General features: G+C 70.1%; 18 protein-coding genes. 12 read left to right on the top strand and 6 right to left on the bottom strand.

Annotated features, from left to right (window positions below):
• Positions 1–91: 91 nt before the first annotated feature.
• The 3 genes from JQS43_RS13020 (at position 92) to JQS43_RS13010 (ending at position 5151) form a co-directional block, all read left to right on the top strand.
• Positions 92–2590, top strand: coding sequence for a DEAD/DEAH box helicase (locus JQS43_RS13020; RefSeq protein WP_239674660.1), 2499 nt, complete (start codon positions 92–94; stop codon positions 2588–2590).
• A gap of 39 nt (positions 2591–2629) precedes the next feature.
• Positions 2630–3574, top strand: coding sequence for a GNAT family N-acetyltransferase (locus tag JQS43_RS13015; protein WP_239674659.1), 945 nt, complete (start codon positions 2630–2632; stop codon positions 3572–3574).
• An 83-nt stretch (positions 3575–3657) separates the two neighbouring features.
• Positions 3658–5151 carry a vWA domain-containing protein gene (locus JQS43_RS13010; RefSeq protein WP_239674658.1) on the top strand — a complete coding sequence of 498 codons (1494 nt, stop codon included), beginning with the start codon at positions 3658–3660 and terminating at the stop codon, positions 5149–5151.
• A gap of 24 nt (positions 5152–5175) precedes the next feature.
• Here JQS43_RS13010 and JQS43_RS13005 read toward each other — a convergent pair whose 3' ends face one another.
• Entirely contained in the window at positions 5176–5874 is a 699-nt protein-coding gene (locus JQS43_RS13005; protein WP_239674657.1) for a response regulator, read from the bottom strand.
• Positions 5871–7076, bottom strand: a complete 1206-nt coding sequence (locus JQS43_RS13000; protein WP_239674656.1) for a sensor histidine kinase — start codon at positions 7074–7076, stop codon at positions 5871–5873. Before JQS43_RS13000 ends, JQS43_RS13005 begins: the two co-directional genes overlap by 4 nt.
• Positions 7077–7206: 130 nt before the next feature.
• Between JQS43_RS13000 and JQS43_RS12995 the strand changes: the two genes are divergently transcribed.
• From JQS43_RS12995 to JQS43_RS12965, 7 genes are all read left to right on the top strand, one after another.
• Positions 7207–8118, top strand: a complete 912-nt coding sequence (locus JQS43_RS12995; RefSeq protein ID WP_239674655.1) for an ABC transporter ATP-binding protein — start codon at positions 7207–7209, stop codon at positions 8116–8118.
• Positions 8115–8903: an ABC transporter permease gene (locus tag JQS43_RS12990; protein WP_239674654.1), complete on the top strand. Its 789-nt coding sequence runs from the start codon at positions 8115–8117 to the stop codon at positions 8901–8903. The genes JQS43_RS12995 and JQS43_RS12990 overlap by 4 nt, the downstream gene beginning before the upstream one ends.
• Before the next feature lie 98 nt (positions 8904–9001).
• The gene (locus tag JQS43_RS12985; protein ID WP_239674653.1) at positions 9002–10102 is read left to right on the top strand and encodes a FecCD family ABC transporter permease; all 1101 of its coding nucleotides are present in this window, start codon (positions 9002–9004) and stop codon (positions 10100–10102) included.
• On the top strand, positions 10099–10935 hold the full coding sequence (locus JQS43_RS12980) for an ABC transporter ATP-binding protein (RefSeq protein ID WP_239674652.1): 837 nt from the start codon (positions 10099–10101) through the stop codon (positions 10933–10935). Before JQS43_RS12985 ends, JQS43_RS12980 begins: the two co-directional genes overlap by 4 nt.
• Positions 10932–11945, top strand: a complete 1014-nt coding sequence (locus JQS43_RS12975; RefSeq protein ID WP_239674651.1) for an ABC transporter substrate-binding protein — start codon at positions 10932–10934, stop codon at positions 11943–11945. Before JQS43_RS12980 ends, JQS43_RS12975 begins: the two co-directional genes overlap by 4 nt.
• A 25-nt stretch (positions 11946–11970) precedes the next feature.
• Positions 11971–12930, top strand: coding sequence for a prolyl aminopeptidase (gene pip / locus JQS43_RS12970; protein ID WP_239674650.1), 960 nt, complete (start codon positions 11971–11973; stop codon positions 12928–12930).
• Between the two features lie 110 nt (positions 12931–13040).
• The gene (locus tag JQS43_RS12965; protein ID WP_239674649.1) at positions 13041–14666 is read left to right on the top strand and encodes an ABC-F family ATP-binding cassette domain-containing protein; all 1626 of its coding nucleotides are present in this window, start codon (positions 13041–13043) and stop codon (positions 14664–14666) included.
• A 39-nt stretch (positions 14667–14705) separates the two neighbouring features.
• Here the strand turns inward: JQS43_RS12965 and JQS43_RS12960 are convergent, their stop codons facing one another.
• Together JQS43_RS12960 and JQS43_RS12955 are read right to left on the bottom strand one after the other, a co-directional pair.
• Positions 14706–16361, bottom strand: coding sequence for a glycoside hydrolase family 43 protein (locus tag JQS43_RS12960; RefSeq protein WP_239674648.1), 1656 nt, complete (start codon positions 16359–16361; stop codon positions 14706–14708).
• 274 nt (positions 16362–16635) lie between these two features.
• The gene (locus tag JQS43_RS12955) at positions 16636–17862 is read right to left on the bottom strand and encodes an IucA/IucC family C-terminal-domain containing protein (RefSeq protein ID WP_239674647.1); all 1227 of its coding nucleotides are present in this window, start codon (positions 17860–17862) and stop codon (positions 16636–16638) included.
• 215 nt (positions 17863–18077) lie between these two features.
• Between JQS43_RS12955 and JQS43_RS12950 the strand changes: the two genes are divergently transcribed.
• Entirely contained in the window at positions 18078–19928 is a 1851-nt protein-coding gene (locus tag JQS43_RS12950) for a substrate-binding and VWA domain-containing protein (RefSeq protein ID WP_239674646.1), read from the top strand.
• Here the strand turns inward: JQS43_RS12950 and JQS43_RS12945 are convergent.
• On the bottom strand, positions 19912–21108 hold the full coding sequence (locus JQS43_RS12945; RefSeq protein ID WP_239674645.1) for a chorismate-binding protein: 1197 nt from the start codon (positions 21106–21108) through the stop codon (positions 19912–19914). The two genes, JQS43_RS12950 and JQS43_RS12945, sit on opposite strands and share 17 nt — an antisense overlap.
• Before the next feature lie 145 nt (positions 21109–21253).
• Here JQS43_RS12945 and JQS43_RS12940 point away from each other — a divergent pair, with 145 nt between their 5' ends.
• Positions 21254–21481 carry a DUF5999 family protein gene (locus JQS43_RS12940; RefSeq protein ID WP_239674644.1) on the top strand — a complete coding sequence of 76 codons (228 nt, stop codon included), beginning with the start codon at positions 21254–21256 and terminating at the stop codon, positions 21479–21481.
• 6 nt (positions 21482–21487) lie between these two features.
• Here the strand turns inward: JQS43_RS12940 and gcvP are convergent, their stop codons facing one another.
• A complete protein-coding gene (gene gcvP, locus JQS43_RS12935) occupies positions 21488–24322 on the bottom strand; it encodes an aminomethyl-transferring glycine dehydrogenase (RefSeq protein ID WP_239674643.1) in 2835 nt (944 codons plus the stop codon).
• Positions 24323–24407 lie beyond the last annotated feature (85 nt).

Here is a 24407-nt window from a genome sequence, read left to right as displayed (position 1 = left end):
AGTTGATCATCAGAGCGTTGATCTGCACCGCGCTGATCTTCATCGCCGCCGCCGGAGTCGGGCTGTGGATTCGTCGGATACGGGAGCGGTGATGTGGGTCCCGGAAAACGGCGATCCGGATGCGGTCTATGAGGCGATCGAGCAGTGGGCCGCCGGGCAGGGGTTGGAGCTCTACCCCGCCCAGCAGGAGGCGCTGATCGAGATCGTGTCGGGGGCCAACGTGATCCTCGGTACCCCCACCGGGTCCGGCAAGAGTCTGGTCGCCACCGGCGCCCACGCCGCCGCGCTCGCCGGCAACCAGGTCAGCTTCTACACCGCCCCGATCAAGGCGCTGGTCAGCGAGAAGTTCTTCGCGCTCTGTGAGATCTTCGGGCCGGAGAACGTCGGCATGCTCACCGGCGACGCCAGAGTCAACGACGACGCCCCGATCATCTGCTGCACCGCCGAGATCCTGGCCAATATCGCGCTGCGGCAGGGCGAGAGCGCCGACATCGGCCTGGTGATCATGGACGAGTTTCACTTCTACGCCGAGCCCGACCGGGGTTGGGCGTGGCAGGTGCCGCTGTTGGAGCTGCCGCAGGCGCAGTTTCTGCTGATGTCGGCCACGCTCGGCGACGTGAGCCGGTTCGAGAAAGACCTCACCCGCCGCACCGGCCGGCCCACCGCGGTGGTCACCTCGGCCGAGCGGCCGGTGCCGCTGCACTTCCAGTATGTGCTCACCCCGTTGCACGAGACCCTGGAGGAGTTACTCGCCACCGATCAGGCCCCGGTCTACGTCGTGCACTTCACCCAGCAGGCGGCGATCGAGCGAGCGCAGGCGCTGATGAGCGTCAACGTGTGTACGCGGGCGGAGAAGGACGCGATCGCGGCGGCGTTGGGCGACTTCCGGTTCTCCGCCGGGTTCGGTCGCACCCTGTCCCGGTTGGTGCGGCACGGTATCGGGGTGCACCACGCCGGGATGCTGCCGCGTTACCGCCGGCTGGTGGAGACGTTGGCGCAGGCCGGGCTGCTGAAGGTGATCTGCGGCACCGACACCCTCGGGGTGGGCATCAACGTGCCGATCCGTACGGTGCTGTTCACCGCCCTGTCCAAGTACGACGGGGTGCGCAACCGGCATCTGAAGGCGCGCGAGTTCCATCAGATCGCGGGCCGCGCCGGTCGGGCCGGGTTCGACACCATCGGCAACGTGGTGGTGCAGGCACCCGAGCATGTGGTGGCGAACGAGAAGGCGCTGGCCAAGGCCGGGGATGATCCGAAGAAGCGCCGCAAGGTGGTGCGCAAGCACGCGCCGGAAGGTCACGTGTCGTGGGCCAGGCCCACGTTCGAGCGGCTGACCACCGCCGCCCCGGAGCCGTTGACCTCCAGCTTCACCGTCTCCCACGCGATGCTGCTGGGGGTGATCAGCCGTCCCGGCGACGCCTTCACCGCGATGCGCAAGTTGCTCACCGACAACCATGAGGACCGGCCCGCGCAGCGGCGGCACATCCGGCGGGCGATCGCGATCTTCCGGGCGCTGCGCGCCGCCGAGGTGATCGAGCAGCTGCCCACGCCCGACGAGCAGGGCCGCACCGTCCGGCTGGTGGACGAGCTGCCGCTCGACTTCGCGCTCAACCAGCCGCTGTCGCCGTTCGCGCTGGCCGCGATCGAGCTGCTCGGGCAGGATTCGCCCAGCTACGCCCTGGACGTGGTCTCGATCATCGAGGCCACCCTGGAAAATCCCCGGCCGGTGATCGCCGCGCAGCTCAACAAGGCCAAGGGTGAGGCGGTCGCCGCCATGAAGGCCGAGGGTATCGAGTACGAGCAGCGGATGGAGCTGTTGGAGGAGGTGACCCATCCGCGGCCGTTGGCCGAGCTGCTCGACGAGGCGTATGAGCTGTATCGGCGGGGGCATCCGTGGGTGGCCGACCATGAGCTGGCGCCCAAGGCGGTCGTGCGCGACATGTTTGAGCGGGCGCTGACCTTCACCGAGTACGTCAGCTTCTACCAGCTGGCCCGCGCCGAAGGGCTGGTGTTGCGCTACCTGGCCGACGCGTACCGGGCGCTGCGGCAGACCGTGCCCGAGGATGCCCGCACCGAGGACCTCGCCGATCTGATCGAGTGGTTGGGTGAGCTGGTCCGGCAGGTCGACTCCAGCCTGCTCGACGAGTGGGAGAAGCTGCGCAGCCCCGACGAGCAGGTCGAGGTGCGCCCCGGCCGGCCAGCTGAGCAGGGGCCGCCGCCGGTGACCGCCAACCGGCGGGCGTTTCGGGTGCTGGTGCGCAACGCGATGTTCCGGCGGGTGGAGCTGGCGGCGCTGCGCCGCTGGTACGACCTGGGCGAGTTGGACGCCGAGTCCGGCTTCGACGCGGCCGGTTGGGAGGAAGCGCTGGCGGCCTACTTCGACGAGTACGACGAGATCGGCACCGGCCCCGACGCCCGCGGCCCGGCGCTGCTGCTCATCGACGAACAGCCGGGGCGGTGGCGGGTGCGGCAGATCCTGCACGACCCGGCGGGCGACCACGACTGGGGCATCAGCGCCGAGGTCGACCTGGCCGGCAGCGACGCCGCTGGCGAGGCGGTGCTTACGATCACCGCGGTCGACCAGTTGTGAGCATACTGGCGTCGCCCCGGCCAACTATCATCCGCGGGCATGACCGCTTCCACTATCACTGACGTGATCCAGCTCCACCAGCAGCGACTCGCCACGATCGACCCGCTGCTGCCGAGCACCCACCCGCTGCCGGAGCAGCAGCCCGGCGACGAGCCGTTGGCGGCGCCGGGCGCGGCGGCGTTGCTACGGCATGAGTTGCCCGACCCGGCTTCGTTGCTGGCTACCTGGGGTGCCGCCAGCCAGTACCGGCTGTTGCCCCGGATCGGGCAGGCCGACCCGGCGGCGGCGATGTCCGCGCTGCTCGACCAGTGGGCCCGGTGGGTGCACGGGCAGGTGCGCGCCGGTGACCCGGAGACCGAGGCCACGGTGACCTGGCCCAGTCGCGACACGGTCATGACCCGCACCTTCCAAGGCCATGGGTTGACGCCGTCGCTGGTGATCGCCGCCCGGCCCGCGGGCCGCGGCATGCCCACCACATCCGGCGAGGTGCAGGTGCGGCGGGTACGCGAGGACGACCTCGCCGTCGCCGGGCAGTTGTGGCTGGAAGAGGTCCGGTGGGATGCCCAGTTCGGCAGCGCCACCGAGCGCCCGTCCACCGCCGACCGGATCGCCGAGCGGCTCCGTGAAGGGCTCACCGCGGATCCGCTGTGGACCTGGGTGGCGGAGGTGGACGGGGAGCTGGCGGGGCTGCTGGTGCTGGACTCGCCGGAGCAGGCCGGCTGGGTCGCCCCGCTGGTGTCGACGGCGCCGGCGGCGTACCTGACCTGTCTGGTGGTGACCGGCCGGGCGCGGGGCGCCGGCGTGGGGGCTGCGCTGGTGCGGCAGGCCCACGCCGCGCTCGACGCCGCCGAGGTGTCGGTGACGCTGTTGCACTACGCCGCCCTTAATCCGCTCTCGGCACCGTTCTGGCACCGGTGCGGCTACCGGCCGCTGTGGACGACCTGGCAGGCCCGGCCCGCGTCCGACCTGCGAGTCACAGAGTGATGTCGGTCCGGTAACGCCGGGAACCAGCCGGCAGCTACGTCTCGTCTGAGCCGACGACGCTTGAGACGAGACGGAGGCGACGAATGACACAGCGCAAGGGGGTACGGGCGGCGGCCGCACTGGCCGCGGCCGCGCTAGCGGTTTCCGGGTGTGGCGCAACAGACGACGAGTCGGCGGTCGGAGCACCCGCGCCGCATCCGGAGGCTTTCGATGGGGCGGGCCCGGTGTTTGAGCACTACGGCGTCAATCCCGAGGTGGACACCGTAGACGATAACCAGTCGACCTTCGCGGTCGATGTCGACACCGGCTCGTACACCGTAACCCGCGGCTACCTGGACAGTGGGCTGTTGCCCGATCCGGATTCGGTGCGCACCGAGGAGTTCGTCAACTACTTCGATCAGGAGTATGCGGCGCCGGAGTCGGGGTTGGGGATCCATCTTGATGGCACCACTGCCCCGTTCCGCGGCGGCAGCGACCAGCGGCTGATCCGGGTTGGTCTGCAGGCGCCGGTGGTCGACGATGAGGATCGGCGGCCGGTGAATCTGACCGTCATCGTGGATGTCTCCGGCTCGATGCAGGGGCACAACCTGGAGATGGTGCAGGCCGGGCTGAGCCGGCTGCTGGACAATCTGGGTCCGGACGACGCGGTGGCGATCGTCACCTTCAGCAGCGACGCCGACCTGCTGCTGGAGATGACCCCGATGACCCAGCAGACGCCGATCCGGGATGCGGTCGCCGCGTTGACGCCGCAGGGCATGACCAACCTCGAAGCCGGGTTGCGGCTCGGCTACGAGCACGCCGAGGCCAACCTGCGCAGCGACGGCACGAACCGGGTGGTGCTGCTCTCCGACGGCGAAGCCAACGAAGGCCAGACCGACCCGCAGCAGCTGGCCGAGCAGATCGCCCAGGCCGCCGGTGACACCACGCTGGTGGTGATCGGGGTCGGCCGGCAAACCTACAACGAGGTGGTGTTGGAGCAGTTCGCCAACCAGGGCAACGGTTTCTACGCCTACCTGGACACGGTAAGGGAAGCCGAGCGGCTGTTCGGTCACGATCTGACCGGCACCCTGCAGGTGATGGCCCGCGACGCCCGGGTGCAGGTGAGTTTCGACCCCGCGGCGGTGAGCCGGTTCCGACTGTTGGGCTTCGAGAACCGGCAGCTCGACCACGACCAGTTCGACGATGACACAGTCGACGGTGGCGAGGTCGGCGCCGGCCACAATGTGACCGCGCTATATGAGGTGACGGTTCCCGAAGGTGGGCTGGCCAGCGACGCCGAGTTGGCCACGGTCGCGGTGCGCTGGCTCGACCCCGACAGCGGGGAGCCGGCCGAAGCAACCGCCACCATCACCGCGGGCGACCTGACCGACTCGTACGCCGAGGCCCCGCCGCGGCTACGGCAGAGCATCCTGGTGGCCGCCTTCGCCGAAGTGCTGCGCGGGGCGCCGTGGGGGGAGGCGGTGAGCCTGGCTCAGCTGGCCGACAACGCTGCGGTGCTGACCCGGGATCTGCCAGGAGACGACAAGGTAGAAGAGTTCGCCGAGTTGGTACAGACCGCGGCCGATCTGGCCGGATAGACCGGTCCGCGGCGCCGGCCCTCGTCACTCGTCGAGCAGGCCGGCGTCGTGGGCCAACAGCGCGATCTGCACCCGGTTGGACAGCTCCAGCTTGGTCAACAGCCGAGTCACGTGCGCCTTGACGGTCGCCACACTCATGAACAGCTCAGCGGCGATCTGCCCGTTGGGCTTGCCCTGCCCGATCGCCACCGCCACCTCCCGCTCCCGCGCGCTGAGCCGTTGGAGCACCGCCCGGGCCTCGTGCTGCCGGGTGTCCCGGGCGGCCGCCGAAGATTGCGACGCCACATGCGAGATCAGCTGCCGGGTGATCGCCGGTGAAAGCATGGCTTCGCCCGCGGCCACCAGCCGCACCGCCGCCACAAGCTGGGCCGGTGGTGTGTCCTTGAGAAGGAAACCGCTGGCGCCAGCGCGCAACGCCCGCAGCACGTACTCGTCAGCGTCGAAGGTGGTCAGCACGATCACCTCCGCCCGGTCGCCGCGGCGGCGCAGCAGCTCGGTGGCGCTCAGACCATCGACCCGCTTCATCCGGATGTCCATCAGCACCACATCCGGCCGGTGGCGGGTCACCGCGGCACTCACCTCGTCGCCGTCAGCGACCTCCCCGACCAGCTCGATCTCCTCGGCGCCGCCCAGGATGAACGACAGCCCGGCACGAACGAGGGCGTCGTCGTCGACGATCAGTACCCGGATCGGGTCGGGCGGCATCTGCTCGGGCGGGCTCATGCCGGCCAGGGTAGCCACGCCCGCAGCCGGTACCCGCCGCCGGGAGCCGGCCCGTGCTCCAGCCGGCCGCCGGCCAGCTCAGCACGCTCGGCCAACCCGACCAGCCCGGTGCCCGTACCGGGGATCTCCGGCGCGCCGCCGCCACCGACCGGGGCCGGGTTCGTTACCTCGATGACCAGCTCGCCGCCGGCGGCGCCGGTGACCGACAGGTCTACCGTGGCGCCGGCGGCGTGTTTGCGCGCGTTGGTCAGACCCTCCTGCACGATCCGGTACGCGTCGCGCCCCAGCTGCTCCGGCACCGACTCCGCACCGTCGAGCCGGCCATTCCACCGCACCCGCACCCCGGCGAGCCGCGACTGCTCGACCAGCGCAGGTAGCTCCGCCAGGGTCGGCTGCGGCCGCAGATCGCCGGTGGGAGCGGTCCGCAGCACCCCCACGATCCCGCGCAGATCCGCCAGCGCCTCGTGTGCGCTGCGGCGGATGATTCCCGCAGCGCGGGTGATCTCCTCGGGGGAGGCATCCCGGCGATACTCCAGCCCGCCAGCGTGCATGCTCACCAGGGAGATCCGGTGCGCCAGCACATCGTGCATCTCCCGGGCGATGCGCTCGCGCTCCAGCTGCCGGGCCCGTTCGGCGCGCAAATGCTGCTCAGACTCGGCCCGTACCGCCCGGTCGTGCAACGACTGCAGCAGCTGTACGCGGGCTCGGGCGAACAGACCCCAGCCGACCACCAGCGCGGTGACCACGCACGCCCACAGCACATCCCACCAGTAGGGCGCCTGCGGCTGCAGGGGGTTGAGCTGGTAGCCGAAGTACGGCAGCGCGGTCGCGGCGTACGCGCCACCGATCAGCAGGGTCACCGCCGGGCGGCGCCTGACCGCCACCGTGAACAGCGCCACCATCGCCGCCGCCGCGGTGGCCATGGAGAACATGCCGGTGGGCACCAGCGCGACCGCCAGCGTCACCGGCCAGCGGCGCCGCAGCCACACCGCCGCGCTGGCCACAACACCGGTCGCGACGTCGACGATCATCAGCGTCGAGGGCATCGAGGTGGCCGGTACCCAGTCCGACCACCACAGCCATGCCACCAGCGCCGTCCAACCGGTCGCGAATAGCCAGGCGGCGCCGTCGGTCAGCCAGTCGCGCCGGCAGCGCCGCACCGGCCCGGTCTGCGGCACCCGCACCGGCGCTGCCTCGCTCATGATCGCCATGGTACGGCCGGCAGAGTGCCGCCGATACCGACCAAGGTCGATGATGAGCGACGACCAAAGTCATCCGGCGCCGACCGTTGGCCGACGCGGCGACGCCGGTGGGCCGCGCAGGCTTGAGCTCATGATCGACGTATCGGAGTTGACCAAACAGTACGGCGGCCGAACGGTTGTCGACCGGGTCTCGTTCGACTGTGCGCCGGGGACCATCACCGGCTTCCTGGGGCCCAACGGCGCCGGCAAGTCCACCACCCTGCGGATGCTGTGTGGCCTGACCAACGCGGCCAGCGGCACCGCCACCATCGGCGGCACCCCGTACCGCCGGCTCGCCAACCCGGGCCGGGAGATCGGCGTCCTGCTGGACGCCTCTGCCCAGCACAGCGGCCGCACCGGCCGGGAAGTCCTGACCCTGTCGGCCGGCATCCTGCAGATGCCGCGGCAACGGGTCGGACAGTTGCTGGAGCTGGTCGGCCTGCGCGACGCCGGCGGTCAGCGAGTGGGCGGCTACTCGCTGGGCATGCGGCAGCGGCTCGGGCTGGCGCACGCGTTGCTGGGCGATCCGCGGGTGCTCGTCCTCGATGAGCCGGCCAACGGATTGGACCCGGCCGGCATCTTCTGGCTGCGCGGGCTGCTGCGCGAGTTCGCCGACCGGGGCGGCACCGTGCTGCTCTCCTCACACCTGCTGCGCGAGGTCGAGGCGCTGGCCGATCAGCTGGTGGTTATCGGCGACGGGCAGGTCGTCGCCCGCGGCGGCAGGGATGAGCTGCTCGCCGCCGCGGGAGTGCGGGTGCGGGCACGCGACCGGCAGGCGCTGCGGCGCACCTTGGCCGGTGCCGGCCTGCCGACCCAGGAGCTCGAGGGTGGCGCGTTACTGGTGCATACCGCCGCCGAGACCGTCGGCGAGCTGGCCGCCCAGGCCGGCCTGGTGCTACTCGAACTGCGCGCCGCCGACGGCGGCCTGGAACAGCTGTTCCTCAGCCTCACCGGCGACCGCCCCACCACCACCGACCAAGCCCAGCCGAGGGAGCACCCGTGACGACCGAACTGATCGCCGATGCCGCTACCGTCCAGACCCGCGCCGCGACCCGACCCAGCGTGGCGCGGCTGGCCGTGGTGGAGCTACGCAAGTTGCTCGACACCCGGGCCGGGCGTTGGCTGCTGGTTACGATCGGACTGGCCTGCGGGGTGATCGCGGGCGTCCAGCTGGCGGTGCTGGACGCGCCGGTGCAGACCTTCCAGACGTTCTTCCTGGGCACCCTGATCCCGATCGGGTTGCTGCTACCGGTGCTGGGCATCCTCGCCGTGACCAGCGAGTGGTCGCAACGCACCGCCCTGAGCACCTTCGCGCTGGTGCCGCAGCGCCATCGGGTGCTGGCGGCCAAGCTGCTCGCCGGTGCGGCCGCCGCTATCGCCTCGGTCGCCGCCAGCGTGGTGATCGCCGCGCTGGCGAATCTAGCGGCGCTGGCCACCGGCGGCGCCGGTGACTGGCGGCTCGACCTGGCGGTACTCGGCAACACGGTGGTCTTCCAGTTGATCAACGTGGCCATGGGGTTGGCGTTCGGCATGGCGGCGCTGAACACGCCGCTGGCGATCGTGGCCTACTTCGTGCTGCCGACGGTGTGGAACGTACTCGGCGCCATGGTCGGATGGTTGGCCGACGCGGCCCGGTGGCTCGACTTCACTCTCACCATGGAGCCCATGCTGAACGGCGCCACCCTCACCGCCGGGCAGTGGGCCCAGCTGGGCACCACCACCGCGGTGTGGGTCCTGCTGCCGATGGCGGTCGGGGCGGTACGGGTACTGCGTACCGAGGTCGGATGAGGCGCACGGCCCCACCGGTCTCGCCGGTGGGGCCGTGCCATGGACGCCGTGTAACCTGATCAAGCAAACGACAATCATTGCCGAATGGTGGAGCCGCTGTGTCCTCACCGACAACCGTCGTCGCACCGGCCGGACGCCCTCCTCCTGCCCGGCCGGTGCGACGATCGGCGGTCACGCCGCTGCTCCTCACCCTGCTGGTCGGCTTGCTCGTCGGTTCGGTCTTCATCGCGATCGGCACGGGTTCGGCGGTCATTGCGCCCCCCGAGACCGCCCGCTACCTCTGGGCCGCACTCACCGGCGGCACCATCTCCGCCGACGAACTCACCCGCTACCAGATCATCTGGCAGATCCGCACGCCGCGGGTGCTGCTAGCGGTCCTCGTCGGCGGCGGGCTGGCGGTGGTGGGGGTGGCGATTCAGGCCTTGGTCCGCAACGCGTTGGCCGACCCGTTCATCCTCGGCGTCTCCTCCGGCGGCGCGGTCGGTGCGGTGGCGGTGTCACTGCTGGGCGCTCTGTCGATCTTCGGAATCTACGCCGTCTCGGTCGGCGCGTTCGCCGGTGCGCTGCTCGCCACCGTCCTGGTGTACACCATCGCCTACGCCCGCACCGGGGTCACACCGCTGCGGCTGGTGTTGACCGGGGTGGCGTTGTCCTTCGGGTTCCAGGCAGTCATGAGCGTGATGATCTACTTCGCGCCCAGCGGCGAAGCCACCAGCACCGTGCTGTTCTGGACCATGGGCTCCTTCGGCGCGGCCACCTGGGGGTCACTGCCGATAGTCGCACTCATCATCCTCATCGGAGCGGTGCTGCTTCACCAGTGCGCCAGGCCGCTCGACGTGATGAGCCTCGGCGACGAAACCGCGGCGTCGATGGGCGTGAACGTTGCCCGCAGCCGGCAGGCGCTGTTCCTGGTCACCGCCCTCATGACCGGGGCGATGGTCGCGGTGAGCGGAGCCATCGGCTTCGTCGGGCTGGTGATCCCGCACATCACCCGCATGCTGGTCGGCGCCGCCCACGCCCGGGTGTTGCTGATCGCACCACTGCTCGGCGCGATCCTGATGGTGTGGGTCGATCTGCTCGCCCGCACCCTGGTCGCGCCCCGGGAACTGCCGCTGGGCGTGCTGACCGCGCTGCTCGGAGTGCCGGTGTTCATCCTGCTGATGCGGCGCCGACGGTACGTGTTCGGGGGGACCTCGTGACCGAACTGCAGCTCGACCGGATCTCCGTCCGCCTGGGCGGCGTCGAGATCGTCCGGGACCTGGCGCTGCGAGCCGGCTCCGGGGAGGTCATCGGGTTGGTCGGCCCGAACGGCTCGGGCAAGTCCACCGCGCTGCGCTGCGTCTACCGGGCGGTCAAACCTAGCGGTGGCACCATTCGCGTCGGCGGGCACGACCTGTTGCAGCTGCCCCCACGATTCGCCGCCCAGCAGGTGGCGGCGCTCACCCAGGAGGGCGGCAGCGACCTCGACTTCACCGTCGGCGAACTGATCGCGCTCGGTCGCGCCCCCTACCAACGCGGCAACCAGCCGTTGACCGCCCGAGAACGGCAACTGTGCCACGAGGCGATGGTCCGGACCGACGTCGTCCACCTCGCCGACCGTGGCGTACTGGGGCTGTCCGGCGGGGAACGTCAGCGGGTGCTGCTGGCCCGTGCGCTGGTGCAGGAGCCGAAGGTGCTGCTGCTCGACGAGCCCACCAACCATCTTGACCTGCGCCACCAGATCGCGCTGCTGAGCTACCTGCGGACCGCGGGCACGACCACGGTGGTGGTGTTGCACGATCTCAACTTCGCCGCCGCCACCTGCGACCGGCTCGGGATGCTCCACCACGGAGCGCTGGTGGCGGTCGGGACCCCCGCAGAGGTGCTCACCGCGGAACGCATCGCCGCCGTCTACGGCGTCGATGTCGTCGTCACCGACCATCCGCTGACCGGCGCCCCGCAGCTGCTCTTCTCGCTCGACGGCACACCCGGCAGCCGCGGGCCGGCCGTCGACGCACCTGTTTCCCCTGTGAAAGGACAAAGTTCGGGATGACCACAACCGCGCACCGCCACCGGGCTGCCCGCTTCGCGCCGGCAGCCGTCACGATGCTGCTGCTGAGCGCGTGCGGCGCCGAGGTAGCCGACTCGGCCACGGCCGACGACGGCCCGACCAGCGTGAACCGGTGTGGGGAGGTGGTCGAGTACACAGTGCCGCAGCGGGTCGTCGCCTATGAAGGAGGCAGCGCCGACAAGCTGTTCGCGCTCGGGTTGACCGACCATGTGCACGGCTACGTGATGCCCCCGGCTAACCCGCCGGTCAGCGAGTCACCGTGGGCGGCCGAGTACGACCAGGTCGAGTTCCTCTCCGACGACCTGCTTAACCGGGAACTCGTCGTGGACGCGAACGCCGACCTCGTCGTGGCCGGCTGGAACTCCGGCTTCTCCGACAATCGTGGCATCACCCCGGAGATCCTGGACACGCTCGGAATCCAGAGCTTCATGCACGCCGAGTCCTGCTTCAACTACCCCGGCTTTCCGGAGCGGCACACCCCGTTCGAGGGCCTCTACACCGACCTGGCGCGGCTGGGGCAGATCTTCGGCGTCGAGGAGCGCGCCGAAGATCTGATCGCCGAATACCAGCAGCGGGTCGCCGCGGTCCAGGAGCAGGCGCCCGACGGGGAACCGGTCCGGGTGTTCCTCTACGACTCCGGCACCGACCAGCCGTTCACCGCGGCGAGCCAGGTGCCACCCAACGACATCATCCGGTACGCCGGGGGCGTGAACATCTTCGGCGACGTCGAGGCGCGCTGGACGGAGGCGAGCTGGGAGGCGGTCGTGGCGGCCGAACCAGAGGTGATCATCATCCTCGACTACGGTGACAAACCCGCCGAGGAGAAGATCAGCTTCTTGCGGGAGCACCCCACCACCGCCAGCATCCCCGCCGTGGTCAACGACGAGTTTTTCGTGCTCGACTACAACGAGGGGATCTCCAGCCCGCGCAATGTGGATGGTCTGGAGAAGTTCGGCGACTACCTGCGGGACTTTAATAGCCGCGCCCGGTGACCCGGCCTGTGGCACAATCGCGCGAATGTCACCGCCGTACCCCCCGATCGACCCGTTCGACAATGGTCTGCTCGATGTCGGCGACGGTAACCATGTCTACTGGGAGGTGTGCGGCAACCCGCGCGGCAAACCGGCGTTGGTAGTGCACGGCGGCCCCGGGTCGGGATGCTCCACCGGGGTCCGCCGGGCATTCGACCCGAAGCGTTACCGGATCATCCTGTTCGACCAGCGGGGCTGTGGCCGCAGCCGGCCGCACGCCAGCGACCCGGCGACCGACCTGCGGCACAACACCACCGCCCACCTGATCGCCGACATGGAGCGGCTGCGGACCCACCTCGGCGTCGACCAGTGGCTACTCTTCGGCGGATCGTGGGGCTCGACGCTGATCCTCGCCTACGCACAGCAGTATCCCCAGCGGGTGTCGCAGATCGTCATTCCGTGTGTGACGGTCAGCCGGCGCAGCGACCTCGACTGGCTCTACCGTGGCGTGGGCACGTTCTTTCCCGAGCAATGGGCACGGTTCCGCGACGGGGTGCCGCCGGCAGAGCGCGGCGGCGACCTGCTCGCCGCCTACAGCCGGCTGCTGGAACATCCCGACCCGGAGATCCGGGAACAGGCGGCGGTCGACTGGTGCGCCTGGGAGGACACAGTCGTGTCGCTGGAACCCAACGGCAAACCCGCCCCGTACGCCAGTCGAGGCGACGAGGCCCGGCTGGCGCTGGTGCGCATCTGCGCCCACTACTTCTCCCACGGCGCCTGGCTCGACGAGGGGGCGCTGCTACGCGACGCGCACCGGTTGGCGGGCATCCCCGGGGCGCTGATCCACGGCCGGCACGATCTCGGTGGCCCGGTCGGGGTCGCCTGGGAGCTGGCGCAGGCGTGGCCCGACGCTGACCTCACGGTGATCGAAGACGCCGGGCACACCGGCAGCCCGGCGATGCACCAGGCGATCTACGCGGCGATAAATCGGTTCGCCGACGGCTGAGCCTCGGCTAGACTCGGCCGCATCATGGACAGCTGACCCCACGACCGGCCCGCGACCGAGGCGATCTACGCCCGGCGGGCGCCGCTCCCGCGCACCGTTGGAGCCCGTTCGTGACTGTCGCTCTGTCCGCTCATGACCTGGTCAAGTCTTTCGACGGCCGGCCGGTGCTCGACGGCGTCTCCCTCACCGTCTCGCCCGGGCACCGACTCGGCCTGATCGGCGAAAACGGCGCCGGCAAGTCGACGCTGCTGCGGCTGCTCGCCGGCGACCTGGTGCCCGACCACGGCCGGGTCGAGGCCCCGGCAGATCTGGGTCTGCTGCATCAAGAGCTGCCCCACCCCGGGCACGTCACCGTCGCCAACCTGGTGGAGCAGGCGCTGCGGGAGATCCGACACACCGCCGCCAGGCTGGCCGAGCTCGCCCGAGCGCTGGCAGCCCAGCCCGATGACCCGGCCCTGCTCGCCGCCTACGGCGACACCCTGCAGTGGGCGGTCGACCACGACCTGTGGGACGCCGACCGCCGGGCCCAGCTGGTGCTCGCCGGGCTCGGGCTCGGTGAGGTCGACCAGCAGCGGCCGATCGCCTCCCTCTCCGGTGGTGAACGTTCGCGGTTGGGTTTGGCGACCCTGCTGATCCGGCAGCCGCGGGCGTTGCTGCTCGACGAGCCGACCAATCACCTCGACGACGAGGCGATCAGCTTCGTCGAGTCGCATCTGGCCGGGCTACCCGGAGTGGTGGTCTTCGCCAGCCACGACCGGGTCTTTCTGGACGCGGTCTGCACCGAGCTGCTCGACCTGGACCCGGCGCGGGGTGGGCCCACCGCCTACGGCGGCACCTTCTCGGACTATCTGCGGGAGAAGGCGCTGGCCCGACGGGCATGGCAGGACCAGTACGCCAGCGAACAGCAGCAGCTGTCCGAGCTTCGCGCCGCGGTGGCGAGCACCTCCCGTCAGGTGGCGCACAACCGGCCGGCCTCGGACAACAACAAGATGGGCTATAACCGCCACGCCGGCCGGGTGGAGGCACAGGTTTCGCGTCGGGTACGAAACGCCCAACGGCGGCTCGACCAGCTCGACCGGGCGCAGGTCCGGAAGCCACCGGCGCCGTTGCGGTTCCGCGGCCGGCTCACCGCCGACGGCCCCAGCGACGGGTTGGCCGCTTCGCTGCGCGACGTGCACGTCCCCGGCCGGCTGCGGCTGTCGCGACTGGAGCTGCCCGCCGCCGGCCGGTTGCTGGTCACCGGGGCAAACGGGGCGGGTAAGTCGACGTTGTTGGCGGTGCTGGCTGGCCGGCTGCGGCCGGCCGCCGGCAGCGTGGCGCTGCGGCGCGGGCTCCGGGTGGGGATGCTTGAGCAGGATGTCCACTTCCCGCAGCCGGAGCAGACACCGCGGCAGCTCTACGCACCGGCCGGTCAGCGCAGCGGGGTGGGGCTGGCCGAGCTGGGGCTGGTGGCGCCGCGTGACCTGGACCGGCCGGTGGCCGTTTTGAGCGTGGGCCAACGCCGCCGGCTGGCGTTGGCGTTGCTGATCGCGGCCGACCCGCAGCTGCTGTTGCTCGACGAACCCACCAACCACATCTCGCTGGCGTTGGCCGAGGAGCTGGAGCAGGCGCTGCGGTGCGCACCGGGTGCGGTGGTGGTCGCCAGTCACGACCGCTGGCTGCGGCGGGGTTGGGCTGCGGCGACGCTGCAGTTGCCGGAGACCACCCACCGCGATGGTGAGGCCGGCGGCGCGTGACCCGCCGCCGGCGGGGTCTCACCGGCGAGGACAGGTCGGTCAGTCCGAATGGATCTGGTAGACGGCCTCGTCAAAGTCGGCGAAGCCGCCGTCGGCGCCGAGGTCCTGCACCCACAGCCCGATCATCGCCCCGGTGAACCCCCACGCGGCGGGCTCGCCGTCGACGATGCGGGCGGCGTGTTCGTCGGACAGGATGGTGGCGTCCAGCGCCAGCGGCAACTCGGTCCAGTCGGCGGCGTCGCTGAGCCGGTGGGCGAAGCGCACCTCCGTGTCGTCGAAGACCACCCGCAGCCCCACCTGGTCGACGCCGGACAGCTCGACCCGGCACTGCGGATGCGTGGTGCGGCGGCCGTTGTCGCAGGAGAGTACTTCGAAGACTGGTTTGCCGTCATCGTCGGCGGTGACGTAGGCGAAGTGCCAGTTGCGGCTGTTGTAGTAGGCGGTCACCCCGGCTAGCTGACGGAAGTTGGCGGGCCGGAACTGCATGGTGGTTTCGAGGCTGCACCGGCGGTCGGTGACCCGGCGAGCGACCAGGCTGGGCCGCTGCCGGCCCACCGGGGACTGGCCGCCGTAGATCCGCAGATGCGACGGGCGCGCCGACAGATCCACCCAGTCGGGGGTGGCGGGCCGGCGCAGGGTGGACCAGTCCGGGCCGAGATGGTCCTGATCGAAGTGGTCGTGGGTGATCGGTGCCGCGGCGGGCTGGTCGGTCGTTGCCGGCTCGGGTGCCGGGAAGGCGTCCGCCGGCACCCCGCCGGCCACCCGGGGCCAGCCGTCAGCGGGCCAGGACACCGGCTGGATCGCGGTCTCCCGGCCGAGCACGCACGCGCCGCGTGGGGTGTAGGGCCGGCCCACCAGATGGGCCAGATACCACTGGCCGTCGGTGGTCTCGACCAGGCTGCCGTGCCCGGCCTTCTGCATCGGCAACTCCGGCCGGTGCACCGAGGTGATCAACGGCCCGTCCGGGTCGGGCTCGTAGGGGCCGAACAGGTCCCGGGAGCGGGCCACCAGGGCCTGATGCTCCCAGCTGGTGCCGCCCTCGGCCACCAGCAGGTAATACCAGCCGTCGCGGCGGTAAAGATGCGGCCCCTCGGTGAGACCTGCCGCGGTGCCGGCGAAAATCGCGCGTTCCGGCCCGACCAGCTGCTGCGTGGCCCGGTCGAACTGTTGGATCCCGATGCCGCCGAACTGGTCCCGGCCGGGTCGCCAGTCCGCGGTCATCGACAGCAGCCAGCTGGTGCCGTCGTCGTCGTGGAACAGCGATGCGTCGAAGCCGCGGGCGTGCAGCACCACCGGGTCCGACCAGGGCCCGGTGGGCGTCGGCGCGCTGGTCAGGTAGTTCTGTGAGTCCCAGTAGCCGCAGTCGAAGCTCGACACATCGGTGTAGACGAGATAGAACAAGCCGTCGGTATACGACAGGTCCGGCGCCCACACACCGCAGGAGTCGCCGGAGCCGAGCAGGTCGAGCAGCCGACGTTCGGTGAGGATGCCGCCGAGCGCCCGCCAGTGCACCAGATCGGTGGAGTGGTGCAGCCGCACCCCCGGGTACCACTCGAACGTCGAGGTGGCGAGGTAGTAGTCGGTGCCGACCCGCAGGATGGACGGGTCCGGATGGAATCCCGGCAGCACCGGGTTCCGGACCAGCCGACGGTCGGCGGGATCTGCGGAGACCCGGGTCGGGGTGGTCGTCGTCATGGCTGCCCTTCGATCGTGCCTCGTCACCGTCCGCGGTAGGCCACGAGGCGCGGGGCCTCACGCCATCGCCCTGCCTCCGACCACCCCCGAAACTTCCGGAAGTTTGCCGATAGGTAAGGCTCGAAGCCCGCTCCTACGGTGTCATGATTGCGCCTCAGCGGAACCCGATGATAGCGCACTCGTCACCTACAGTGCCGATAGAGGCGCCGGGCGGCGGTCGGCGTTTCGACCTCGATCCCTGAAAGTTTCGGCGAACAGGGCCACCGCCACAGGGTCACCGCCACTGCGGCGGCTGGCCGGTGTCGACCAGCCGCCACCGGCCGTCGGCGTGCAGTGCATCGTCGTAGTAGTGAACCGTCTCCGGCAGGAGGTGACCGCCGAGCGCCGCGCTGGTGAACACCTCGTGGGCGTACTTGTGCAGGTTCGCCGGGGCCACCCCGAACCGCTGCTGGAGCAGCCGGGCAACGAAGGCCAGCGCGTGGTGGCCCATGAACGCGTCGTAGACCAGGCTGAAAACCTGCTCGCGGGGCTTCACCACATCCTGGGAGATGACATTGCGGGGCGGCAACGGCCGGGTCAGCCCGCGCCACCGACGCAGCTGCGGATCGACGTAGACGGCGCAGTCCCGGTAGCCGATCCGGGTGGTGCGCAGGTCGGCCGACAGGCTCAGCAGGGTGTTCTGCCCATGGGGTTCGATAGCGCAGCCGGTGCGCAGCAGCGTGTCGGTCCACAACGCCACCATCGGCGCGATCAGGCGGTGGGTGACCCAGTCCTGCGGGGCTTCGCCGCTGTGGGTGATCAACTGCTCCAGCAGGGTCGGCTGCCGCTCGTCGCGGATGTCGTGGCCATAGAGCGCGAACAACGGCACCGTGTACGGCAGCGGGGGCGCGTCGCGTACCTCAGCCTCGCGCAGCACGAAACCCCACGCCTCGGTCGGGTCGGTACCGATGACGCCGCCGGCCACCTCTGGCAGCAGCGGCGCCCCGATCGCCGCCAACTCTTCCGCCACCCACAACTGCAGTGCGATCACGGGCCGGCGCAGTCGCCGGGTGAACCGGGACAGCCGGAACGGGTAGTGCAGCTTCACAAAGTGCGGCGGCATCCGGTCGCCGGCCCGGCCGAGGACGAAAACGGTGCGGGCGTTGGCCGAAGGCACCACCTGCAACGGCGGCCCGCCGGGGCAGCCGCGCACCGCACCGGCGACCGCCGGCTCCCGCAGCGCCTCCGGGTGCACCGGCAGCAGGAACCGGTCACCGTCACGGTAGTGGGCATGCAGCGCCGACGGCAGCCGGCCGGACAGGTACTCCCCCGCGTCACCGTGCCGCACCCAGAACGTCGGCACCTCGAAACTCGGCTGCCCCCATTGCGGATGAAACTGGGCCGCGATCTGTGAATCATCGGCGTACCGACTGTAGGTGCGGGTTCCGCCACCGAGATAACGCTCGGCCTCTTGCCAGATCCGCCACCCGTGGCCAGGTTCGGTGAGGCTGGTCAGCAACACGGGACGGCCAGCACGGTAGGCGGCGAGGTGATCATTTGGATGGTCACGGCGCGACGATACCTTGCCCTACACCGTTACCTGCAGTAGCAGCGCCAGCGCGACTCGTCATCAGTGGCCTCGGGCACAGCAACATGGGTGGCCGCAGCCTAAACTGTGCCGGACTCGCTTTCGTTTTCTTAAGTGTTCACCGTGCCCAGCTGTCCCCGGAGGCCCACATGGCGTATGGCCGGCCCGCCAACGTCCGGTCGCATCGACGCGGCGCGCGTGAGCGCCGGCGCCGCTTCGCTCCGTGGATCAGTGTGACCCTGGTCTGCCTCCTGGTCGCCGCCGGACTGGGCTTCGGATACCAACAGTTGCTCGCCCAGACCTGCTCCGGGCAACAGACCGCCCGGGTGGTGGCCTCGCCGTCCACTGCCGGCCTGCTCAGCACCTTCGCCACCGACTGGGCCCAACGCGAGCCGGCCACCTCCGAGGGCACCTGCGCCCGGGTAGTCGTGACCTCGCGAGACTCCGCCGAGACCGCCGCCGCGCTCGCCGTCGGCTGGGAGACCACCGGCGACGAGCCCCCCGACGTGTGGGTGCCGGCCTCCACCGCGTGGGCGCAGCGGGCGGCCGTCACAGACGAGGCCGAGCCGCTGCTGCCGGACCTGCGCCCCAGCATTGCTCGCAGCCCCACGGTCATCGCGATGCCGGAGCCGATGGCGATCGAACTGGACTGGCCCGACACCCGCCTCGCCACCGACCCCGGCGAGGAGACAGAACTGAACGCCGGGGTGCGCTGGGAGTCGTTGCTTGAGGAGTTCAGCGACGACGAGCAGGGCTGGGACCGGTTCGGCCGCGAAGAATGGGGCCCATTCCGGTTCGGCATGAGCAACCCGGCCCGGGACACCGCCGGGCTGCTGGCGCTGACCGCCATCGTCGACGCCAACGAGACCGGCGAGACCAGTCGCGAGGAGCTAGAGGCGGCCTTCAACCTGCACCGGTTGCTCGATCCCGAGCTCTACCACGAAACCACCGAGCAGCTGCTGACGGCGCTGCGCAGCATCGACAACGGTGGTGAGCAGGCGGCGCTGCAACATATCTCGGCCTTCCCCGCGCTGGAGAAAGACGTCCTCGACTACAACCGGGGCAACCCGTCGGTGCCGTTGGCCGCCATCTACCCGACCAACGGCAACATGGAGGCCGATCACCCGTACCTGATCCTCAACGGGGAGTGGGTCGACGAACCGACCCGGGAGGTAGCGCAACTCTTCCTGGAGTTCGTCCGCTCCGAGGAGCCGCAGCAGACCTTGCGCAAGGCCGGGTTCCGGGGCACCAACCGGGAAGCCGGCGACGACTTCACCGAAGAGTACGGCGTCGTCCCCCAGCTGGTCGCGCTGCCCCGGGCGGTGCTGGTGCCCGATTCGGTGACGCTGGCCATCGACCGCTGGACCGCCCTGGCGCGCACCTCCAACGTGCTGATCGCCTTCGACGTCTCCGGCTCGATGCTGCTGGAGATCCCCGGCACCGGCGAGACTCGAATGCAGCGGGCGCAACAGGCCGCCATCGAGACCATGCGATTGTTCACCGAGGAGGACCGGGTCGGGTTCTGGGAGTTCTCCACGGCGCTCGACGGCGACCGGGACCACCGGTCACTGGTGCCGCTGGGCACCCTCGGCGACACGATGGAGGACGGCCGCACCCGTCGCGAACACATCATCGAAGCGGCGCAGTTCCTTGAACCCGTCGGCGATACCGGCCTCTACAACACGATCCAGGCCGCCTACGACACCGTGCTGGGCAACTACGACCCGGACGCGATCAACATGGTGGTGATCATCACCGACGGAGAGGACGACACCGGCGGCCGGCCCGGGATCTCCCTCCCCGAGCTGCTGGAGTATCTGGACGAAGCGCCCGGCGAGGACCAGGAGGTACGAGTGATCAACGTCGCCTTCGGGGAAGAGCCGAACTTCGAGGTGCTCGCGGAGATCTCCGACGCCACCGGCGGCGAGGCGCACTACTCCAGCGACGGATTCGACCTGGTCGAGCTGCTGCGTACAGCGGTTTTCAGCGTCGAGTCGTAGCCTCGGCCTCGGCCAGCACCCGCCGCAGTGGTGCGGCCTTGGCCGCCGCCTCGGCGACCTCGGCCTGCGGGTCGCTGCCCCAGGTGATACCACCGCCGGCCCACAGATGCAGCCGGTCGGGGTCGGCGGCCACCGTCCGGATGGTCAGCCCAAGATCGAGCCCGTCGAGTCCGACCCAGCCGAACGCACCCATGCTCGCACCCCGCCCCACCGGCTCCAGCTCATTGATCAACGCCAGCGCCGCGCGTTTGGGTGCCCCGGTCACCGACCCGCCCGGGCACACCGCCCGCAGCAGCTCAGCCAGCCCGACCCCATCGGCCAATGCCGCGGAAACCACCGACTCTGCCTGCCACAGATCGCACCAGCGCCGTACCGCGTAGAGATCATCCACCCGGACCGTGCCGGTGCGGGCCACTTGGGACAGGTCGTTGCGGGCCAGGTCGACGATCATGACATGCTCGGCGCGTTCCTTGGTCGAGGCCAGCAGCTCCCGCCGGCCAACCTCGTCGGCCGGTCGGGTGCCTTTGATCGGCCCGGTCCACACCCGGCCGCCGCCGGTGGCGACCAGCGTCTCCGGCGATGCGCAGGCCAACGCCCACCCGTCGCCGCCCAGGCTGCCCGCGTACCGCGCCCCGGGCAGAGTGGTGACCCGCCGCAGCGCCGGCCGCGGGTCCCCCCGGTACGCGGCGCTGGCGTGCCCGACCAGATTGACCTGGTAGAGCTCGCCCCGGCTGATCGATTCCCGGGCCCGGGTCACGGCCTCGGCGTGCTGCTCCGGACTCCAACTGGGCCGCCAGGAGTCGAGCTCCCACCTGAACGAGGTTCTCGCTGAGTGAACAGCCTGTTCGATCGGTGCTGACGCCGGCTGCGACCAGACGACGGCCACCGCATCGGGCAACGCTGGAGCCGGACTGGGTCGGCCCGGCGGCGCCCCGATCGAGACCACAGCCGCCGCGGCCGATACATACAGTGAAGCGCCTAATACGCCACGTCGTCGCGCCCCGTCAGCTACCGAACCGCTACCGACTGCGAGGTTCCGGACCGGAAGACCGTGCTCCGCCAGAAACTCCTCGACCAACCGAGAAGGGTCACCACCGTCCTCGATGCGCCACTCCCACCGGGAGCGTTCCCACCCCTGGTCAGCCAGGGTGTCTACACCGTTCCGCCACAACCAGGTCATACGAACAGACGATTCCCCGAGAACCCATGTGACCAGGCAGAACAACCCCGGGAACAGTTGCTAGCCTTGTTCGTGTTCATACCTAGTGAACGGCTCCGCACAACCGCGGAGAACACAACCCGCATACACCCTCCCCGGAGATGCGATGTCCTGCACGCACTTGCCAGTCTGCCCGGAGTCGAACGCGGTTGACCGGGACGCTGCCTGCGTGGTGGCCTCGGTGCCGGAACAGGGTTGGAGCTTGCTCTGCAACGGTGTGATCCTCTTCGAGGACACCGGCGAGCTACTGCCAGACGGCCGAGCCGTCGCGCCACACCGCGGCCCGGCCCCCCACCGGGTCCCCGCGCCACGCCGCGAACCGGTCGCCGCCTGACCACGATCACGTCATGAACGCCTCCGGAGCCGGGCAACTACACGCCAGGTTCCGGTCGCCGTAAGCGCCGTCGATCCGCCGCACCGGCGGCCAATACTTCCCAAGCCGCGGCACCCCAGTCGGGTACGCCGCCACCGACCGCGGATACGCATGCGACCACTCGTCGACCGAAACCGCCGCGGCAGTATGCGGCGCCTGCCGCAGCGGATTGTCGTCGCCCGGCCAACCCCCCCGCGCAACCTCATCGATCTCGGCCCGAATCGCGATCATCGCATCGCAGAACCGGTCCAGCTCCGCCAGATCCTCCGACTCCGTCGGCTCCACCATCAACGTCCCCGCCACCGGAAACGACATCGTCGGCGCGTGGAACCCATAGTCGATCAACCGCTTCGCCACATCCTCCACGGTCACCCCACTGGCCTTGGTCAACGGCCGCAGATCAAGGATGCATTCGTGCGCCACCAGACCCTTGTTGCCCGTGTACAGCACCGGGAAGTAGTCACCCAACCGGGCAGCCACATAGTTGGTGGCCAACACCGCGGCCGCCGTAGCCGACCGCAACCCCTCCGAACCCATCATGCGTAGATACGCCCACGAGATCGGCAAAATCCCCGCCGACCCATACCCCGCCGCCGCGACCGCGCCCACCGGGGCGCCCGCTGCCTGCAGCGGATCCGCCGGCAAATAGTCGGCCAGGTGCGCCCGCACCGCCACCGGGCCGACCCCCGGCCCACCACCGCCGTGCGGAATGCAGAACGTCTTGTGCAGATTCAGGTGCGACACATCCGCACCGAACCGCCCCGGCTTCGCATACCCCACCAACGCGTTGAGGTTCGCCCCGTCCACGTAGACCTGGCCACCCGCATCATGCACCCGAGCGCACAGCTCCGCGATCCCGGTCTCATACACCCCATGCGTCGACGGATACGTCACCATGATCGCCGCCAACCGGTCGCCATGGGCCGCCAGCTGCCGATCCAGATCCACCAGGTCGATGTTGCCCTCGCTGTCGCAGGCCACCACCACCACCCGCATGCCCGCCAACACCGCGCTCGCCGCGTTGGTGCCGTGCGCACTGGCCGGAATCAGACACACATCCCGCTGCTGCTGACCCTGATCGCGCAGGTACGCCCGGATCGCCAACAACCCGGCCAACTCACCCTGCGACCCCGCATTCGGCTGCACCGACACCGCGTCATAGCCGGTCACCTCCGCCAACCACCGCGACAACTGCGAAACCAACTCGTGGTAACCAGCCACCTGCGCCACCGGCGCATAGGGATGCAGGTCCGCGAACTCGGGCCAACTGATCGGCTCCAACTGCGTAGTCGCGTTCAGCTTCATCGTGCACGACCCGAGCGGAATCATCCCCCGATCCAACGCATAGTCCGCGTCGGCGAGCCGCTTCAGATACCGCAGCATCGAAGTCTCGCTCCGATAAGCGTGGAACACCTCATGGGTCAGGTAGCTGCTCTCCCGCAGCGACTGCGCCGGCAACCCCACCACCGCAGCCCCCGCCGGCGCCGCCGCCCCGAATGCCGCCCACACCAGCTCCAGATGCTCCTCAGTGGTGGTCTCATCGCAGGCAACCCCCACCCGGTCTGCATCGACCAGCCGCAGGTTCACCCCCCGCTGCGCCGCCTCCGCCACCACCTGCGCCGCCCGGCCCGGCACCACCGCGACCACAGTGTCGAAGAAGGCCTCATGAGCAATCGCGACCCCGGCCTCCCGCAGCCCTGCCGCCAACCGGCCCGCCTGACCATGCACCCGCTGCGCGATCTCCCGCAGCTCTTCCGGCCCGTGATACACCGCGTACATACCGGCCATCACCGCCAGCAGCACCTGCGCCGTGCAGATGTTGCTAGTCGCCTTCTCCCGCCGGATATGTTGCTCCCGCGTCTGCAGCGCCAACCGGTACGCCGGCGCCCCCGCCGCGTCCCGCGACACCCCCACCAACCGGCCCGGCAACATCCGCTCCAACCCCGACCGGACCGCCACATAGCCAGCGTGCGGGCCACCGAAACCCATCGGCACCCCGAACCGTTGCGTCGTACCCACCGCGATGTCCGCACCCCACTCACCCGGCGGGCGCAGCAACACCAACGCCAACAGGTCCGCGGCCACCGTCACCAAACCGCCCCGGGCATGCACCGCCTCGACCACCGACGGCCGCTCCGACACCACGCCGCTCGCCCCCGGAAACTGCAGGTGCGCCCCGAACAGCTCCGCCGGCAGCTCTGACACCGGATCTGCCGCCGCGAAATCCACCACCCGCAGCTCAATCCCCAACGGCTCCGCCCGGGTACGCAACACCGCCAACGTCTGCGGCAACACATCCGCGTCCACCACATACACCGACGAAGCAGACTTGCTCGCGCGCCGCGCCAACGCCATCGCCTCAGCGGCCCCGCTCGCCTCATCCAGCAACGACGCGTTCGCCGTCGCCAACCCGGTCAGATCCGCGACCATGGTTTGGAAGTTCAGCAGCGCCTCCAACCGGCCCTGGCTGATCTCCGGCTGGTACGGCGTATACGCGGTATACCAGGAAGGGTTCTCCAGCACATTGCGGCGGATCACCGCCGGCGTATGCGTACCGTAGAACCCCAGCCCGATCATGGACACCGCGACCGTGTTCTGGCCTGCCAACGCCCGCAACTCGGCGGTAGCGACCGCCTCACTCGCCGGCGGCGGCAGATCGAGGCTGTCCTGGCTCCGGATCGACTCCGGAATCGCCGCGTCCATCAGCTCCTCGACCGAGCCGTAACCGATCGCCTCAAGCATCCGTCGCTGCGCGGCAGCATCAGGCCCGATATGGCGATTCGCGAACGACAATCCGGTCATGGCGCCTCCAGGCTCGGGTAGGGTCTGTCACCCTCCCCCTCTGTCGAGGCAGCGCGTGCTCACCGCACAAGCAGCCGCACCCTCC

Source organism: Natronosporangium hydrolyticum (assembly GCF_016925615.1).
Taxonomy (GTDB): Bacteria; Actinomycetota; Actinomycetes; order Mycobacteriales; family Micromonosporaceae; genus Natronosporangium; species Natronosporangium hydrolyticum.
Note: the sequence above shows the minus strand (reverse complement) of the source record. Positions and strands in the feature narration are given on the sequence as shown.